This is a genomic window from Mesorhizobium shonense, from assembly GCF_040545255.1.
Lineage (GTDB): Bacteria > Pseudomonadota > Alphaproteobacteria > Rhizobiales > Rhizobiaceae > Mesorhizobium > Mesorhizobium shonense.
The window spans coordinates 326,208-344,051 of record NZ_JBEPLM010000004.1 but is presented as its reverse complement, the minus strand read 5'-3'; the positions used below and the strand labels follow the sequence as shown (position 1 = coordinate 344,051).

General features: G+C 62.7%; 16 protein-coding genes and 1 other RNA gene. 7 read left to right on the top strand and 10 right to left on the bottom strand.

Going from position 1 to position 17,844, the window contains the following annotated elements:
- Positions 1–28: 28 nt before the first annotated feature.
- The 6 genes from ABID26_RS13935 to ABID26_RS13910 form a co-directional block, all read right to left on the bottom strand.
- Entirely contained in the window at positions 29–1,657 is a 1,629-nt protein-coding gene (locus ABID26_RS13935) for an ABC transporter ATP-binding protein (RefSeq protein ID WP_354415861.1), read from the bottom strand.
- Positions 1,654–2,793 (bottom strand): ABC transporter permease, encoded by a 1,140-nt coding sequence (locus ABID26_RS13930; RefSeq protein ID WP_354415860.1) that lies wholly within the window; start codon positions 2,791–2,793, stop codon positions 1,654–1,656. Before ABID26_RS13930 ends, ABID26_RS13935 begins: the two co-directional genes overlap by 4 nt.
- The gene (locus ABID26_RS13925; RefSeq protein ID WP_292299501.1) at positions 2,793–3,890 is read right to left on the bottom strand and encodes a microcin C ABC transporter permease YejB; all 1,098 of its coding nucleotides are present in this window, start codon (positions 3,888–3,890) and stop codon (positions 2,793–2,795) included. The genes ABID26_RS13930 and ABID26_RS13925 overlap by 1 nt, the downstream gene beginning before the upstream one ends.
- Positions 3,891–3,920: 30 nt before the next feature.
- Positions 3,921–5,792 (bottom strand): extracellular solute-binding protein, encoded by a 1,872-nt coding sequence (locus tag ABID26_RS13920; protein WP_354415859.1) that lies wholly within the window; start codon positions 5,790–5,792, stop codon positions 3,921–3,923.
- Positions 5,792–7,672: an extracellular solute-binding protein gene (locus tag ABID26_RS13915; protein WP_354415858.1), complete on the bottom strand. Its 1,881-nt coding sequence runs from the start codon at positions 7,670–7,672 to the stop codon at positions 5,792–5,794. The genes ABID26_RS13920 and ABID26_RS13915 overlap by 1 nt, the downstream gene beginning before the upstream one ends.
- 158 nt (positions 7,673–7,830) lie before the next feature.
- Positions 7,831–8,496 carry a c-type cytochrome gene (locus ABID26_RS13910; protein ID WP_292367580.1) on the bottom strand — a complete coding sequence of 222 codons (666 nt, stop codon included), beginning with the start codon at positions 8,494–8,496 and terminating at the stop codon, positions 7,831–7,833.
- Positions 8,497–8,689: 193 nt separating this feature from the next.
- Between ABID26_RS13910 and ABID26_RS13905 the strand changes: the two genes are divergently transcribed.
- A complete protein-coding gene (locus tag ABID26_RS13905) occupies positions 8,690–9,418 on the top strand; it encodes a 3-deoxy-manno-octulosonate cytidylyltransferase (protein WP_354415857.1) in 729 nt (242 codons plus the stop codon).
- Positions 9,419–9,441: 23 nt separating this feature from the next.
- The gene (locus ABID26_RS13900; protein WP_126096370.1) at positions 9,442–10,305 is read left to right on the top strand and encodes a prephenate dehydratase; all 864 of its coding nucleotides are present in this window, start codon (positions 9,442–9,444) and stop codon (positions 10,303–10,305) included.
- Between the two features lie 52 nt (positions 10,306–10,357).
- Here ABID26_RS13900 and ABID26_RS13895 read toward each other — a convergent pair whose 3' ends face one another.
- A complete protein-coding gene (locus ABID26_RS13895) occupies positions 10,358–11,221 on the bottom strand; it encodes a LysR family transcriptional regulator (protein ID WP_126096369.1) in 864 nt (287 codons plus the stop codon).
- An 86-nt stretch (positions 11,222–11,307) separates the two neighbouring features.
- On the opposite strand from ABID26_RS13895, the gene ABID26_RS13890 reads away from it, so the two are divergent.
- Positions 11,308–12,294, top strand: a complete 987-nt coding sequence (locus ABID26_RS13890) for an aldo/keto reductase (RefSeq protein WP_354415856.1) — start codon at positions 11,308–11,310, stop codon at positions 12,292–12,294.
- A gap of 58 nt (positions 12,295–12,352) precedes the next feature.
- Here the strand turns inward: ABID26_RS13890 and ABID26_RS13885 are convergent, their stop codons facing one another.
- The 3 genes from ABID26_RS13885 to ABID26_RS13875 are packed head-to-tail and all read right to left on the bottom strand — an operon-like array spanning position 12,353 to position 14,076.
- Positions 12,353–12,655, bottom strand: a complete 303-nt coding sequence (locus ABID26_RS13885; protein ID WP_126096368.1) for a Dabb family protein — start codon at positions 12,653–12,655, stop codon at positions 12,353–12,355.
- 10 nt (positions 12,656–12,665) lie between these two features.
- A complete protein-coding gene (gene nudC, locus ABID26_RS13880) occupies positions 12,666–13,607 on the bottom strand; it encodes an NAD(+) diphosphatase (protein ID WP_354415855.1) in 942 nt (313 codons plus the stop codon).
- A gap of 49 nt (positions 13,608–13,656) precedes the next feature.
- Positions 13,657–14,076 carry an HIT domain-containing protein gene (locus ABID26_RS13875; RefSeq protein ID WP_292299508.1) on the bottom strand — a complete coding sequence of 140 codons (420 nt, stop codon included), beginning with the start codon at positions 14,074–14,076 and terminating at the stop codon, positions 13,657–13,659.
- 181 nt (positions 14,077–14,257) lie between these two features.
- On the opposite strand from ABID26_RS13875, the gene ffs reads away from it, so the two are divergent.
- From ffs to ABID26_RS13855, 4 genes are all read left to right on the top strand, one after another.
- Positions 14,258–14,354, top strand: an RNA gene (gene ffs, locus ABID26_RS13870) — signal recognition particle sRNA small type.
- A 100-nt stretch (positions 14,355–14,454) separates the two neighbouring features.
- Positions 14,455–16,254: a DNA polymerase III subunit gamma/tau gene (locus ABID26_RS13865; RefSeq protein ID WP_354415854.1), complete on the top strand. Its 1,800-nt coding sequence runs from the start codon at positions 14,455–14,457 to the stop codon at positions 16,252–16,254.
- 21 nt (positions 16,255–16,275) lie between these two features.
- Entirely contained in the window at positions 16,276–16,599 is a 324-nt protein-coding gene (locus ABID26_RS13860; RefSeq protein ID WP_071101772.1) for a YbaB/EbfC family nucleoid-associated protein, read from the top strand.
- Positions 16,600–16,816: 217 nt separating this feature from the next.
- The gene (locus ABID26_RS13855; protein WP_292299510.1) at positions 16,817–17,806 is read left to right on the top strand and encodes a cell wall hydrolase; all 990 of its coding nucleotides are present in this window, start codon (positions 16,817–16,819) and stop codon (positions 17,804–17,806) included.
- Positions 17,807–17,844: the final 38 nt, after the last annotated feature.

Here is a 17,844-nt window from a genome sequence, read left to right as displayed (position 1 = left end):
TCTTCCCTGTTATTGAAACCCGGCGAGCCTACTGGCTGACCACGCCGGTCGGCGCCGTCTCGATCCGGAAGGCGGCCGAGATCAGCGCCCTTGTATAGTCGGTCTGCGGGCTGCCGAAAATCTGTTCGGACGGGCCGGCCTCGACGACCTGGCCATTGCGCATGACGATCACGTCATTGGCAAGGGCGCGGATGACCTTCAGGTCATGGCTGATGAAGAGATAGGCGAGGTTGTGCTTTGCCTGCAGGTTGCGCAAAAGGTCGACCACCTGCGCCTGCACGCTCATGTCGAGCGCCGAGGTCGGCTCGTCGAGCATGACGAAGCGCGGATTGAGCACCATGGCGCGCGCGATGGCGACACGCTGGCGCTGACCGCCGGAGAATTCATGCGGGTAGCGGTGGCGCGTTTCGGGATCGAGGCCGACCTCCTTCAGCACTTCGACGACCTTGTCGTCACGCTGGTCGGGCGAGAGTCCCGGCTCGTGGATCTTGAGCCCCTCCTCGATGATCTCCGCCACCGACATGCGCGGGCTCAACGACCCGAACGGGTCCTGGAAGACGATCTGCAACTCGCGTCTCAGCGGCCGCATGGCGCTGAAGGATAGCTCGTTGATGTCGCGCCCGTTGAAATTGATGGTGCCGTTCGAGGAGATCATCCTGGCCAGCGCCAGACCGAGCGTCGTCTTGCCGGAGCCGGATTCGCCGACGACGCCGAGCGTCTGGCCGGCGCGCACGGTCACGTCGATGCCGTCCACCGCTTTCACATTATCCACCGTGCGGCGGAAAAAACCACGCTTGATCGGGAACCAGACCTTGATGTCCTTGCCGGTCATTACCGCCTTGGCCGCGGCATCCGCCGCCGGCGGCTTGCCCTTCGGCTCGGCGGCCAGCAGGTGCTTTGTATAGGCATGCTGCGGGTTGGCGAAGATCTCCCTGGTCGGGCCGGTCTCGACGATTCTGCCCTTGGTCATGACGCAGACGCGGTCGGCGATCTTCCTCACGATGCCGAGGTCGTGGGTGATGAAGAGCATCGACATGCCCTTGCGGCTTTTCAGGCCCGCGAGCAGCTCGAGGATCTGCGCCTGCACGGTGACGTCCAGCGCCGTGGTCGGCTCGTCGGCGATCAACAGCTCGGGCTCATTGGCCAAGGCCATGGCGATCATGACGCGCTGGCGCTGGCCGCCGGAGAGCTGGTGCGGATAGGCATCGAGCCGCTTCTGCGGATCGCGGATGCCGACCTCGGTGAGCAGCTCCAGCGTACGGGCGTGGGCCTGCCGGTCGCCCAGCCCCTGATGCAGCTTCAGCACCTCGACGATCTGCTGCTCGATCGTGTGCAGCGGATTGAGCGAGGTCATCGGCTCCTGGAAGATCATGGTGATCTTGTTGCCGCGCACGCCGCGCAAGGTCTTTTCGTTGGCGCTGAGCAGATCGGCGCCATGGAATAGGATCTTTCCCGAAGGATGGCTGGCCGCGGGGTATGGCAGAAGCTTCAGCACCGACAGCGCCGAGACCGATTTGCCGGACCCGGATTCGCCGACCAGCGCCACGGTCTCGCCCTTGGCGATGTCGAAGGAGATGTGGTCGACGGCGACCGACTGTGTGCCGCCTTGCGCGAAGGCAACGCTCAGATCGCGGACGGAAAGCAGGGCTTCGCTCATTTGAACGTCTTGCGCGGATCGAAGGCGTCGCGCGTCGCCTCGCCGATGAAGACCAGCAGCGACAGCATCAGCGAGATCACGATGAAGCCGGAGATGCCGAGCCAGGGCGCGTTGAGATTGCGTTGCGCCTGCTTCAGCAGCTCGCCTAGCGAGGCGGAACCTGGCGGCAGGCCGAAGCCGAGATAGTCGAGCGAGGTCAGCGTCGAGATCGAGCCTGAGAGCAGGAAAGGCAGGAAAGTCAGCGTCGCCACCATGGCGTTGGGCAGAAGGTGGCGGAACATGATGGTGAGGTTGGGCACGCCAAGCGCCCGCGCCGCGTTGACATATTCGAAGTTGCGCGCGCGCAGGAACTCGGCCCGCACCACGCCGACCAGCGCCACCCAGGAGAACAGCAGCATCAGGCCGAGCAGGATGAAGAAACCGGGTGGCAGGATGGCGGAGACGATGAGCAGCAGATAGAGCACCGGGATCGCCGACCAGATCTCGATGAAGCGCTGGAACAGAAGGTCGGTCCAGCCGCCGAAATAGCCCTGCACGGCGCCGGCCGCGACGCCGATCAGCGAGGAGCCGAGCGTCAGGATCAGCCCGAACAGCACCGAGATGCGGAAGCCGTAAAGCACCCGCGCCAGCACGTCGCGCGCCTGGTCGTCGGTGCCGAGCCAGTTCCAGTTGCCGACGACGCAGTTCTCATCGGCCTCTCCCTTTGGGTATTGGCTGCAACGCTTGTTCTTGTCGTAGAGCCAGGAGGGTTTGGCGGGCGCCGCCTCCGGAATGGCGTTGTTGACGGTCTGATACGAGTAGCGCACCGGCGGCCAGACCATCCAGCCGTTCGAATTGATCTCGTCCTGGATGACCGGGTCGCGATAGTCGGTGACGGCATAGAAGCCGCCGAACTTCTCTTCCGGATAGGCGACCAGCACCGGAAACAGGATCTCGCCCTTGTGGGAAACGATGATCGGCTTGTCGTTGGCGATCAGCTCCGAAAACAGCGACAGCACGAAGAGGAGAAGGAAGATCCACAGCGACCAGTAGCCGCGCCGGTTCGCCTTGAAGTTTTGCAGCCGCCGCTGGTTGAGCGGCGAAAGCCACGGCCGGGCGGCGCGGGCCGGCTTGGTTTCGGCCGAAGCTGCCGTCATCAGACGTCTCTCCGCTCGAAGTCGATGCGCGGATCGACCCAGGTGTAGATCAGGTCCGACAAGAGGCCGACGAACAGCCCGAGCAGCGAGAAGATGTAGAGATTGGCGAACACCACCGGATAGTCGCGGTCGATCACCGACTTGAAGCCGAGCAGGCCGAGGCCGTCGAGCGAGAAGATGTTCTCGATCAGCAGCGAGCCGGTGAAGAAGGCCGAGATGAAGGCGCCGGGAAAGCCGGCGATGACGATCAGCATGGCGTTGCGGAAGACATGGCCGTAGAGCACCTTGCGCTCCGACAGGCCCTTGGCCCGCGCCGTCACCACATACTGCTTGCGGATCTCTTCGAGGAAGGAGTTCTTGGTCAACAGCGTCGTCGTGGCGAAGGCCGACAACACAAGTGCGGTCAGCGGCAGCGTCATGTGCCAGAAATAGTCGAGGATCTTGTCCGGCCAGGACAACTGGTCCCAATTGTCGGAAACGATGCCGCGTAGCGGGAACCAGTCCCAGAACGAGCCGCCGGCGAACAGCACCATCAAAAGGATGCCGAACAGGAAACCGGGGATGGCGTAGCCGACGATCACCACGCCGCTGGTCCAGACGTCGAAGGTCGAGCCGTCCTGCACCGCCTTACGGATGCCGAGAGGGATCGAGATCAGGTAGGACAACAGCGTGATCCACAGCCCGATCGAGATCGACACCGGCATCTTTTCCAGGATCAGGTCAAGCACCGAGATGTCGCGGAAATAGCTGTCGCCGAAATCGAAGCGGGCGTAGTTCCACAGCATCATGCCGAAGCGCTGGAGGGGCGGCTTGTCGAAGCCGAACTGCTTTTCGAGCTTCTTGATGAATTCGGGGTCAAGCCCCTGCGCGCCGCGATATTTCGAGCTGACGTTGCCTGCGACATCGAGATTGGTGGCGCCGGCATCGCCACCGCCACCGCCGCCGAGGCGATCGGTGCCGCCCTGGTTGGTGAGCCGGGCGATAACCTGCTCGACCGGACCGCCGGGAGCGAACTGGATGACGGCGAAGGATATCGCCATGATGCCGAACAGCGTCGGGATCATCAAAAGGATGCGGCGCAGGATATAAGCGCCCATCAGGCAGCCGGCCCTGCGCGAACAGTCATGTCAGGCTTTGCCAATCTTTGTCGCCTTGCCCTTGTCGAACCACCACGCCGTTTCGACCGGAAAGCCGAAATCGGGTTTCTGCTCGGGAACACCGAACATGTCCCAATAGGCGACGCGGTGATTCGCGAGATAGTATGTTGGAATCCAGTCTAGCCGCGCGCGCAAGACCCGGTCGAGCGCCCTGAGCGCCGTGACGAGTTCTGTTCGGCTTTTCGCCTTGCCTGCCGCCACGATCAGTGCGTCGATGGCCTTGCTTTCGGTACCCGGATAGTTGCGCTGCCCGGGGATCTTCGCCATCCGCGAGTCGTACAGCATCTCCAGGCCGTCGGCAGTGGGCGTCGCTCCGATCGACCAATGGAGCAGGTTGAAATCGAAGTCGAAATCGCTCTGCCGCTCTTCATATTGTGTCGAATCGACCTGCCGGATCGACGCGTCGATCCCAATCGCCTTCATGTTCTCGGACCATTTGGTGAAGAGACGGACGATGCCATCGTCTTCGGCGAGCATTTCCACGCGCAGCCGCTCCCCCTTTTCATTGACGACGAAATCGCCCGCCCGCTTCCAGCCGGCTTCGGCGAGCAGTTTTGAAGCCTTGCCGAGCAGTTTGCGGTCGCGGCCTGAACCGTCGGATACGGGCTGCATGACCGGTTCGCCGAAGGTTTCTGGCGGCAACTCGGCTCGAAACGGTTCCAGCAAGGCCAGTTCCTGGGCCGAGGGCAAGCCCTCAGCCTTATAGTCCGAGCGTTCGAAATTCGAATGCGAACGCTCGTAAGAACCAAAAAACAGGACGCGCCTGGTCCATTCGAAATCGAAGCAATTGGCAATCGCCAGTCTTACGCGCACATCGCGGAATTGCGGACGACGCTGGTTCAGCGCGACCGCCTGCATGTCGGGCGACTTCTCGCCGGGAAATTCCCGTTTGACGACCTTGCCATCCTTAAGCGCCGGAAAGTCATAACCGGTTGCCCATACCCGCGAGGTGAATTCTTCGCGAAAATGCGTGTCGCCCTTCTTGAAGGCTTCAAATGCTGCCTGGCGATCGAGATAGAAGTCGATACGAATGCGGTCGAAATTGTTAAGGCCACGATTCACGGCGAGATCGCGGCCCCAATAGTCGGCGACGCGTTCATACTCGACAGTCTGTCCAGCCACGACGCGCCCCATCTTGTATGGTCCGGAGCCGAGCGGCGGCGTCATCGTCGAGGCATCGAAGTCATTGGCCGTATAAAAGGCCTTGGACACGATCGGCATTCCGACGACCGTAAGAATGTTCTGCGCGGATTGTTCGCCGTTGAAGGTCAGGTCGAGGGTGACGGCATCGATGGCAGCCGCCTCCGTCAAATAGCGCAACGCCTTGGACAGGTTTGGATGGCCCTGGTCCTTGTACAGCTTCAATGCGAAGGCGACGTCCTCGGCGGTAAGAGGTGTGCCATCGTGGAATCGCGCTTGCGGTCGCAGGGTGAAGCGGAAGCCGTTGCGGTCTTGCGACAAGGTAACGGACTCGGCAAGCACGCCATACATCGCGTCCGGTTCGTCGAGTGCGCTTGTCATTAGCGAATCGAAGCAGAGTTCCGTGCGCGGCGGCGAATCGCCTTTCAGCACCAGGGAATTCAACGTGTTGAACGTCAGGAAACTCTGATTCAAGGTGGCGTTCGGCGGCGCGAAATTCATCTGGCCGCCCTTCGGCGCGTCCGGATTGACGTAGTCGAAATGCGTGAAGTCGGGCTTGTATTTCAGGTCGCCGAAGGCCGACAGGCCATGCAACTTGACGCCGGTCGGCGTCTCGGCAAACGCCCGGCCCGGCAGCAGCGCAGCGGCGCCTGCCGCGGCGCCGAGCGCCAGGAAGTCGCGACGAGGAAGCAGCCGCCGCATCAATCGAGGCCTTTGTACTTGCCGGCCAGCGCCTTTTCCTTCTCAGGGTCGACCCACCAGGAATCGATGTCGGCGCCGCGGTAGCTGGGCTGCTTTTCCGGTATGCCGAACTTGTTCCAGTAGGCGAGCCAAACCACCGCGCGGTAGTATTGCGGCACGACATAGTAATTCCACAACAGCACCCGATCGAGCGCATGGGTGGCGGCGACGAGATCGTCGCGGTCGGTGGCGAAGATGATGCGGTCGACGAGCGCGTCGACCACCGGGTTCTTGATGCCGGAATAATTGCGCGATCCCGGCGTGTCCGCCGCCTTCGAGCTCCAGAAGTCGCGCTGCTCGTTGCCGGGCGATTCCGATTGCTGGAGTATGCTGGTTATCACGTCGTAGTCGAAATTGTTGACGCGGTTGATGTACTGCGTCTGGTCGATGATCCGCAGCGTCGCATCGACGCCGATCTTGCGCAGATTGGCGATCCAGGGACTGGCGATGACCTGGTCGGTGTCGTTCGAGCCGAGTATCTCGAACTTGAACGGCGCGCCGGTTTTGGCATTCACCATCTTGCCGCCCTTGATCACCCAGCCTGCCTTGGCGAACAGGTCGACCGCCTGTTTCAGATATTTGCGCTCGGCTTGCGGTGCGTCGTAGACCGGCAGCTTGAATTCCTGGGTGAACAGCTCCGGCGGCAGCTTGTCGCGATACTTCTCCAGGATTTCGAGCTCCTTGCCCTGCGGCAGCCCGCTCGACGCCAGTTCCGTGCCCTCGAAATAGCTGTGGGTGCGCGTGTTCGAGTTGTAGAACAGCGTGCGGTTCATCGTTTCGAAGTCGAACGGATAGGTCAGCGCGGCGCGCACGAGCCGATCCTGGAACAGCGGCCGCCGCTGGTTCAGCACGAAAGCCTGCATCGGCTCGGGTGACGTTGTCTTGAATTCCTTCTTGACCACGTCGCCAGCGCTCACCGCCGGAAAGTTGTAGGCCGTCGCCCAGCGTCGCGAGCTGTTTTCCGGCTTGATGTCGTCGAGCCCGCCCTTGGTGAAGGCCTGCCAGGCGGCATTGTCGTCCAGGATATAGGTAAAGCGCTGGGTGTCGAAATTCTCACGGCCGATCTTCACCGGCAGCTTGGCGGCCCAATAATCGGGCACGCGCTGCCAGACGATTTCAGAGCCCGGCTTGAAGCTGGCGATCTTGTAGGCGCCGGAACCCAGCGGCGGCTCCAGCGTCGGCCTGGTGACGTCGCGCTTCTTGCCGCCGGCGTCGGTGCCCTCCCACCAGTGCTTCGGCAGCACGACGAGGTCGCCGAGGATCTTGGGCAATTCCCGATTGCCCTTCTGGTTGAAATGGAACTCGACCTCGTGATCGGAGACGGCGACGGCGTCGGTCACGTTCTCGAAATAGCGGCTGTACATCGGACTGTTGGCCTTGAGCACCTGGAACGACCAGATCACATCGTCGACTGTGATCGGCTGGCCGTCATGCCACTTGGCGCGCGGGTCGAGGCGGTAGGTCGCCGACGAATAGTCCGGCGGGTATTTGTAGGCCTCGGCGATCAGCGGGTGGCTGACGCTGCCTTCATCGGTCGCCTGGTCCATCAGCGTGTCGTAGAGCAGCCCGCCGCCGAACTGCGCGAAGCCGGCGGCCGGCGATCCCTGCACGATATAGGGATTGAAGCTGTCGAAGGTGCCGACAACGACGGAGTTGAACATGCCTCCCTTGGGTGCATCCGGATTGACGTAGTCGTAACGCTGGAAATTCTCGCCGTATTTGGAAGGGCCGATCAGCGAGGAGGTGGTGTGCCATTCGTCGGCGGAGCTGGCCTGCACGCTTGCGGCGAAAGCAACCGCCAGCATCAATGCGAAAAACGTCCGGAAGCGGCCGACCGTCATGCGTTCTCCTCGTCGCGAACAGTACTCACGGCAATCTAGATCATTTGACGCCTGTGAAAACCGCAAGTGCCGGCTTTTGTAGCCGCATATGCGGTTTTCCTAACAGAAAAAGCCGGGACGAACCCGGCTTTTCTGAGGTTGCCTCTATGACAAATTGTTTATTGAGCAGGTGCCGCGGGCTTCGCCGGGGCGGCGCCTTCTGCCGGCTTGGCGGGTGCGGCACCTTCCGCCGGCTTGGCGCCCTCGGCGGGCTTGGCTTCGGCCGAAGCGCCCGGCTGCGGCAGCGGCTTCGGATTGTCCGACAGCGTGCGCAGATAGGCGATCACATTGGCGCGGTCCTCATCCTTGGGCAGGCCGGCGAAACCCATCGCCGTGCCCTTCACGAACTTCTTCGGCGAGGTGATGAAGTGGTTGAGGTTGTCGTAGGTCCACTTCTCGGCGCCGCCCTTGGAAAAATCCTTCATGCCGGCCGAATAGGCGAAGCCCTCGTGCTCGGCGACGGGGCGGTCGACGATGTCCCACAGATCCGGACCGACCTTGTTCGGGCCGCCCTTCTCGCCGGAGTGGCAGGCCTGGCACTTCTTGAAGATGGCGGCGCCTGCCTCGGCATTGGCGGTGGCGAGCAGGTCGGCGATCGGCTTGGCTTCGGCAGCCGGCGCGGCGGCGCCGCCGCCTTCCGCCGGCTCGGCCGCCTCGATGGCGAAGCCAGGCTTCTCGGGCGCTGGCGAAGCGAACAGCGCGTTCGAGACGATGCCGACCGAAAAGACCACGAAGACGGTTCCGAGGAATCCGGCGAGCAGCTTGTTGACTTCGTTGGAATCCATACGCCCCTTGCTCCCTTTTCCGGCGGACCGTCCCGTCCACTCCGTCCGTCGGTATCGTCAAAGGCCCGGAGGGGCCAGTCAAATCGGGCGGAAACTAGGTCTTTTGCTTCGGCGTTGCAACACATATAAGGGCGCTTCCAGTGAGACGTTTTGCCACTTTTCCATAAGCTTTCCCGGCTGCCCCAAAAGTCCCATGTCGACATTGATCCTGATCCCCGCCCGCATGGCCTCGACGCGCCTGCCGGGCAAGCCGCTGGCCGACATCGCCGGCGCGCCGATGATCGTCCATGTCGCCCGCCGCGGCGCCGAGGCAGGGCTCGGCCGCGTGGTGGTGGCGACCGATACGGAGGCCGTGGCGCAAGCGGTTCGGGAGCACGGTTTCGAGGCGGTGATGACGCGCGCGGATCACGAATCGGGCTCCGACCGCATCTTCGAGGCGCTCACCGCGCTTGACCCGCAGAAAAAGGTCGAGACCATCGTCAATGTGCAGGGCGATCTGCCGACGATCGACCCTGAAATCATCGGCGCGTCACTGCGGCCCTTCGCCGACCCGGCGGTCGACATCGCCACGCTCGGTGTCGAGATCGTCCGCGACGACGAGAAGACCAATCCGAACGTCGTCAAGATCGTCGGCTCGCCGCTCTCCGCGACTAGGCTGAAGGCGCTCTATTTCACCCGCGCCACGGCGCCGTGGGGAGAGGGGCCGCTCTATCACCACATCGGCCTCTACGCGTATCGCCGCGCCGCGCTCGAACGCTTCGTCGCGCTGAAGCCGTCGCCGTTGGAGCGCCGTGAGCGGCTGGAACAGCTGCGGGCGCTCGAAGCCGGCATGCGCATCGATGCCGAGATCGTCCGGTCGCTGCCGCTCGGCGTCGACACGCCCGATGACCTGGACCGCGCCAGGCAAATCCTTTCAAACTGAGATATCCAGAGAGACTTTGGCGCATGCCTGAAAAGACCAACAGAATTTCCTTCCAGGGCGAGCCCGGAGCCAATTCCGACACAGCCTGCCGCAACATGTTCCCGTCGATGGAGCCGTTGCCCTGTCCGACCTTCGAGGACGCCTTCAACGCGGTGGAGACCGGCAAGGCCGAGCTCGCCATGATCCCGATCGAGAACACGATCGCGGGCCGTGTCGCCGACATCCATCACCTGCTGCCGGAATCGCGGCTGCACATCGTCGGCGAGTATTTTTTGCCGATCCACTTCCAGCTGATGGTGCTGCCGGGCGTCAAGCGCGAGGAGATCAGAAGCGTGCACAGCCATATCCACGCGCTTGGCCAGTGCCGCAAATACATCCGCAAGAACGGTTGGAAGCCGGTTGTCGCCGGCGATACGGCGGGTTCGGCCAAGATGGTTTCCGAGGTCAGGGATCGCACCATGGCCTCGCTCGCGCCCGCGCTCGCAGCCGAGCTCTACGGCCTCGACATCATCGAGAAGAATGTCGAGGATACCGACTCCAATGTCACCCGCTTCGTCGTGCTGACCAAAAACAAGCAATGGGCCGAGCGGCCTTCGCCGGACGCCAAGATGATGACCACCTTCATCTTCCGCGTCCGCAACGTACCGGCCGCGCTCTACAAGGCCATGGGCGGCTTCGCCACCAACGGCATCAACATGACCAAGCTGGAGAGCTATCAGCTCGGCGCCTTCACCGCGACGCTGTTCTATGCCGATATAGAGGGCCACCCGGACGATCCGCTGGTCAAGCTGGCGCTCGACGAACTGCGCTTCTTCTCGCGCGAGATGCGCATCCTCGGCGTCTATCCGGCGAGTGCGTCGCGTGAGCAGTGGAAGGTGGCGGATTAGCTCTCTTGTTTGAACGGGGCGTTCCGAAAACCATTTTTGGCAACACCCTAGGTCAAACACAATCAGCGGCCTGCCGGATTGCGGTGTCGAAGGCTCGATCCGAACCAATGAGTCGTGCGATCCTATCGATCGTCGCACGCACCTCTGGCAATTTGCGATCATCGCCATGCACCACCAACCATTGTTCGTGCGACAGTTCCTCGATCACGCCATCAGTGCGAACCAGATCGTTGTGGGCATCGCCAACAAAGCAGGGCAATACCACATGGCCAGCGCCAGCAAGCGCGAGGTCAAGGAGTGAGCGCGGTTGAGTGACTTCAAACCGGATTTGATCTCGTTTGTGGGCGCGCACCCAGATTGCTGATGGTGTGTTCACCGTAGCCGCGATCCAATCAGCTTTTCGAACGGCATTTGGGTGTGAATAGGGGGCAAATGCTACGGTCTTTGTCCTCCGAGCCGCGAGTCCTGGCTCGGACGGCCTCCGGTTGCGGATCCCGATCAACGCCTCGCGCCTGCCTATGTTCTGCACCTCTTCAACAGCGCTGAAGACAATGCTGCGGTCGGTCACTCCCAGTTTTTCGATGTTGCGCGCCAGGTACCACGTCATCCAGGTGCCCGCGGACACACGGATGGGCGCCGACACGTTTCGTCGTGAGAATTCCCGGCGGATATCCAGGAACCGCTGCTCGATGGTCTCAGCCTGAGATGTCAGTGCTCGACCTGCTGCCGTCAACTCATAGCCGGATGGCAGCCGGGAGAACAACTCCGCACCCAACGCTCGTTCAAGATCGACGATATGTCGGCTCAGCGTTGCCGCACTCTGACCAACAGTCTTCGCCGCAGACGAAAGGCTTCCATCGCGTGCGACCGCCAGAAAGATTCTCAGGTCCGACCAGTCGATAGCCATTTCATTCATGCGCGACCCTCTTCATTTTTGTTGTCTCCCATCTGACGTCGATCTGGCGCCATATCAAGACCGTGCAGTCAGCGGAGAACACAGATATGGCGCCGAAAATTCACCTTGGATCGCGCATCGGCATGGGTTGCTGGGCGATCGGTGGCCACTTTTGGTCAGGCGAGATCCCGGTCGGATATTCCGGCGCTGACGACAGCCAATCCGTAAAAACCATTCACGCGGCATGGGATGGTGGAATCCGGCTCTTCGATACGTCGGCGGTGTATGGAGCCGGGCACTCGGAGGAGCTTTTGGGCAAGGCGCTCTCAGGCCGTTCTGAAGCAGTTGTCGTGTCGAAGTTCGGCCATTCCTTCGATCCGGCTTCCCGCCAGATGACTGGCCCAAGGTTCGACCCCGAATATGTGCGCTGGTCGGTCGGTGAGAGCCTTCGCCGGCTAGGTCGCGATTGCATCGACGTGATGTTGCTTCACCTGAACGATCTCACCGTCGAACATGCGGAACCGGCGTTTGAGGTCTTGGAGCAGCTTGTCCGTGTCGGAGCCATTCGAAGCTATGGCTGGAGCACCGACTTTCCATCAAGTGTCCAGGCATTCGCTGACCGGAGCGGCTTTTCAATGGTCCAGCATTCGATGAACGTCTTCTTCGATGCACCGTCGATGTGCGAAACCGCACATAACAACGGGTTGGCCCAGCTGATCCGGTCGCCGCTCGCCATGGGCGTGTTAACGGGGAAATTCTCGGACGGACGTGCGGTTCCACCGGACGATGTCAGGTCGGTTCCCGCGGATTGGCAGGTATACTTTGAAGCATCGCGCGCCCGTTCCGAACTGACCAGGCAGATCGATGCAATCCGCGATTTGCTCACCGCTGGCGGGCGGACGCTCGGTCAGGGAGCCTTGTGCTGGCTGCTGTCGAAAGGTTGCAACATTCACCCCATCCCGGGCGCGAAAACGCCCGCGCAGGCTGTTGAGAATGCTGCAGCCATGGAATTCGGGCCGCTGTCAGAGACCGTGATGGCCGAGATCGAAACCATTCTCCAAAGGCCGCCAGAAGGTGAGTTTCGCGCTCGATAGGTGCCGCCCCGTTGTGGCTTCGCAATGGCCACTTGGGCGATGCGGTTGTTTTGAGCGCCTAACCCCAACCCAAAGGCACGTAGTCGATCTCCATGAACGCCTCGACCTCCGGCACCCAGCGGTCCCGGACGAAGGCGACGTGGTCGGGGTGCTCGTTGTATCTCGTGTAGGCGGCCTGGTCGGCGAACTCCATCGAGAAGCCGAACTGGTAGTCGTTCTTGGGGCTGACCTGGCGCAGCTGCTCGAAATGCGTGACACCCTTGATCGCTGTCAGGATCTTCTTGGCATCGTGCAGGAACCGCTTCGCCTCCAGCGAATGCGGCGGATGCTTCAGCGTGAACACGACGGTATGGCGGATCATTTCCCTGCTCCTATTCGCTGTCGACCCAGGCGCGGATGAGGTGATGCGCGATCGCCCCCTTCGGCGGCGTGATCAAGCCGCTGGCATGCGTTCTGTCCAGCATCGAGCGCACCTCGTCGCGGAAAAACCAGCGGCAGTCCTCCAGCTCGTTGAGGTCGGCCTGGATGTCCTCGTTGAGCGGCTCGCCGAAGCAGCCGATCATCAGCGAGTAAGGAAACGGCCAGGGCTGGCTGGCGTGGTAGACGACGCGGCCGAGCTTTATGCCTGCCTCTTCCAGCGTCTCGCGGCGCACCGCCGCCTCGATCGTCTCGCCGGGCTCGATGAAGCCGGCAAGCGCCGAATACATGCCCGGCGCGAAATGCCGGCCGCGCCCGAGCAGGCATTTCTCGCGCGTCGCCGTCAGCATGATCGCCACCGGATCTGTGCGCGGGAAATGGTCGGTGCCGCAGGCCGGGCAATGTCGCCTGTAGCCGCCGGCGCGCATTTCCGAGCGGTTGCCGCACTTGCTGCAGAACGCATGGCTGGCGTGCCAGGCGAGCAGCGCAGCACCCTGCGCCAGCGCCCCGGCGGCCGCCTCGTCGATCAGGCCCTGCATGTAGACCGAACGGTAGTCGATCGCCTTCACCGCTTCCGGCAGATTTTCCGGCTCGATGCCGGCCGGCACGGCCAGCACCGGACCGCTGTCCGAAAGGCCGAGCAGCACGCCGTGGTCAAGCGAAGCCTCGAAGCCCTGGCTTTCCGCCGCCTTGAACCAGGGGTCGAACTGGCCGTCTTTCAATTTGAGATAGAGCCTGCCGCCATGCATCAGCATCAGCCGCGCCGTCTGATCGGCAAGCGCCTTCTCGACGGCGTCGTCGGCGCGGTTTTCCGATTGCCGGTCGATCCGGTTTCCGGCGAAACCGACGAACTGGCTCGGCTCGCGCAATGGCGCGTCAAACAGGCGAAAGCTCATGGTGACTCGAGGTTGGGGGACTCAAGGTGCAGGATGGACACTGATCGGCTTATAGCGCTGCCTTGATCGTTTCGGCAAACCGGCGGATATCGGGGCGCTGATAGGGCTCGCGCATGCCGTGCCCCCAGACCGGCCCCGGCCAGCCGGGGTCGCCTTCGGTACGGGCGATGACATGGACATGCAGCTGGCGCACGATGTTGCCCAAAGCACCGGTGTTGATCTTGGTGCAGCCGGTCACCCGTTTCAGCGCCTGCGCCACCATATTGGTCTCGAAGGTCAACATCGCCTGGTCGAGCGGCGTCAGATCGTGGATTTCCTCAACGCCCGGCCGCTGCGGCACAAGGACCAGCCACGGCCAGCGGCGATCGTTCATCAGCCTGAGCTCGCACAGGCCGAGCCACATGAGCTGCTCACTGTCCGCCTCCAACCGGGCGTCCAGCGTGAATCCGGCCTTGAGGCCAGGCAGCATGGGCGTTTCCTTCGCTTTTGTAATATTTTCCAAACCGGGGAACGCTAGAGCGGCGGCAAGGTGGCTGCAAGCGATTCATTGGCCGCTGTTGTCGATTTAAAGGCTTCCGCGCCTGCATCGCTTGGCCGGTCATTCACCTCCACCCTTGCATTTCGCCGCCGAATTGCCGATATGGAGCGCGGGAGGTTGGTGGTGGACGATCCACTCGCCAACCGGGTCAGGTCCGGAAGGAAGCAGCCCTAACGAGCCCGGAACGGGTCATTGTTCCAGCCTCCCGCCTCTTCGCCTTTCTCCCGCGACATTGACGGCGCCGAGCCGTGCGGGCGAGACTATGCGCAGGAATCGGCCGCCTGCAGTCCTTGGAGCTTTTGACGGCGAATGAGCGAAGCCGGAAATTTGGGGCCAAAAAATCCGGAGACGGAAAAGGCCGGCGCCTATCGCGTGCTGGCGCGCAAATATCGCCCCTCGAATTTCTCCGAGCTGATCGGCCAGGAGCCGATGGTCCGCACGCTGACCAACGCCTTTGCCACCGGCCGCATCGCCCAGGCCTGGATGCTGACCGGCGTGCGCGGTGTCGGCAAGACGACGACCGCGCGCATTCTGGCGCGGGCGCTCAACTACAAGACCGCGACCGTCGACCAGCCCTCGGTCGACCTGTCGGTCCCAGGCGAGCATTGCCAGGCGATCATGGAAGGCCGCCATGTCGACGTCATCGAGATGGACGCCGCCTCCCACACCGGCATCGACGACATCAGGGACATCATCGACCGCGTGCGCTATGCGCCGGTCTCGGCCCGCTACAAAGTCTACATCATCGACGAAGTGCACATGCTCTCCACCCAGGCCTTCAACGGCCTGTTGAAGACGCTGGAAGAGCCGCCGCCGCACGTCAAATTCATCTTCGCCACCACCGAGATCCGCAAGGTGCCGATCACGGTCCTGTCGCGTTGCCAGCGCTTCGATCTGAGGCGCATCGACGCCGGCGCGCTGGTCGCGCATCTTTCCTCGATTGCCGCCAAGGAGGGCATTTCCGTCGACGACGAGGCCCTGGCGATGATCGCTCGCGCGGCCGAAGGCTCGGCGCGCGATTCGCTCTCCATCCTCGACCAGGCGATCGCCCATGGCAGCGGTACGGTCAGTGCCGAGGCGGTGCGCGCCATGCTGGGGCTTGCCGACCGTGCCCGCATCATCGACCTGTTCGAGCATGTCATGAAGGGTGATGTCGCGGCGGCCTTGGCCGAGTTCCGCGCGCAATACGACACGGGCGCCGATCCGGCCGCCGTGCTCACCGATCTTGCCGAATTCAATCACCTCGTCGCCCGGCTGCGTTTCGTGCCGGCCGCGGCAGACGACGCTTCGCTCTCCGAGGACGAACGCCGGCGCGGTGCCGAGTTCGCGAGCGCGCTGTCGGTGCGCGTGCTGTCGCGAACCTGGCAGATGCTGCTCAAGGGCATTCCCGAGGTGCAGTCCTCCAACCGTCCGGTCAGCGCCGGCGAGATGGTGCTGATCCGGCTGGCGCACGCCGCCGACCTGCCGACGCTGGACGAGGCGCTGAAATCGCTGGAAGGCGCGGCAACCGTGCCGAATGGCGCGCCGCGCGCCAACGGAGCGCCCGCCGGCAATGGCGGCGGCGCAAGTGCCGTGGCCCGGATGCCGACCTCCACCGGCGGCGCGCAGACGATGCGGCTGGTCGAGGCGCAGCCCGTGCCCGCGACCTTCGCTCTGGCGCCGGTAGTTGAAACTCCCGTCGTGCCGGTCAAATCGCTGGCCGACATTGTTGCGCTTGCCGACGCCAATCGCGACATGGCCTTCAAGGTGCTCGTGAAACGTTGCGTAAGGCCCGTGCGCATCGAGCCTGGCCGCATCGACGTCACCCTGACCGACGATGCGCCGAAGATGCTGCTCAACGACCTGACCGCGAAGCTGCGCGCCTGGACCGGCCGCAACTGGCTGGTCTCGCTATCGAAGGAGGAAGGCGGCCAGACGCTGGCCGAGATGGAGACGACGAAGCGCGAGAACGCCTTCTCCGATGCCAGGAGCGACCCGACGGTTGCCGCCATTCTCGCCCGCTTTCCCGGCGCCAAGATCATCGACGTGCGCATTCCGGATGTGCCGGACGTGGAAGAGACCGGGGCTGACCTGCCGGTCGAGCCGGCCGTCGACGACGACGAGATTTGAAGAAATAAGAGGACGTTTGCAATGAAAGATCTTCTCGGCCTGATGGGCAAGGCGAAGGAAATGCAGGCCAAGTTCCAGGCCATGCAGGACGAGATCGCCACGCTGGAAGCCACCGGACAGGCGGGTGGCGGACTGGTCAGCGTGACGCTGACCGGCAAGTTCGAAATGAAGGCGCTGAAGATCGATCCGTCGCTGCTCAAGGACGACGAGGTCGAGATCCTCGAGGACCTGCTTTTGGCCGCTCACAATGACGCCAAAAATAAGGTCGAGCAGGTTATGCAGGAAAAGACCAAGGCGCTGACGGCAGGTCTGCCCATACCACCCGGAATGAAATTGCCGTTCTGAGGCGGCTGCCGCCAGTTAATTGATTATGAACGAAAATCGAGTTCGGGCCGCTATATTAACCATTTTGCCGGCAATGCTCACGGGTTCATTTCGCGACATTCATAAAGTTTTACCCAAGTCCAGAGGTTGCTAACCATCTAGCCATCTTTTTGCCTGAAAGAGTCTCATTCTTGCCACATCTCGGGGCGGGCTGGCATCTGGAAATGAGGCTTTTTTGTTGATCGCGACGCGATGGAAGACGCCGCTGCTGCTTATCGGCATCGCCGCTTCCCCCTTGTTCCTGGCCGGCTGCAGCCAGACCGCTTCACATGGCATGTCGGTGGCGAGCCTGGCCGACGCCGTCACGCCGAGCTTCCTCAGCTCGCGTTCCTACAAATACACGATGAAGGACAAGGAGTGCCTGCAAAGGGCGATGTTCTTCGAGTCCAACCGATCGAGCCGCGACGGCATGATCGCCGTCGGCACGGTCGTGATGAACCGGCTGCGCTCGGGCCAGCACGGCAGCACCATCTGCGAGGTCGTCGGCGAGAGGGGTCAGTTCGCTCCCGGCGTGCTGACCCGGCCGATGAATTCGAGGGCGCTGCCCGACGTCGAGGAGGCCGCCGAGGCGGTGCTCAAGGGCGAGCGCAAGGCCAAGCTCAAGAACACGATGTATTTCCACACCGCCGGCCTGCGCTTCCCTTACAACAACATGCATTACACGATGGTTGCCGGCGGCAACGCCTTCTATGAGAAGCGCGGCCGCAACTGGCAGCCGCTGCCGGATGAGCCCATGGTCGCCATGGCCTCCGGCAAGTCGCAGAAGACCGACCCTGCCGCTCCGGTGCTCGTCGCTTCCGCCGAGCCGGTGGTCAAGACGATTGTCCATGCCGATCCGGCCAAGCAGGCCGCTATGACCGCTGCTGCCGCACCGGCGCGTATGGGTGAGCCTGCAACCGCCCCCGCCGAGCAGACCTATATGACGGCTTCCGCCGCGCCGGCGCAGAAGTCCGGCCGAGTCACGGCGAAGCCGATCGTGGTGGCGATGCAGGAACCGATGGAGGAGCCGGACGCGTCGCGTTTCGGCGGCACGTTGAAGGGCCGGTACGTCACCTCCGTTCCAAGCGCGCCGCAGGAAGCGGCGATGGGTTTCCAGTCGACACCTGAGAACACCGACGCCATCGGCGCGCTGATCGTGAGCCAGAACCGGCCGCTCGAAGCCTACTGAGGCCAATGGCATCCGACACAAAGGCCCGCCATGGCAGC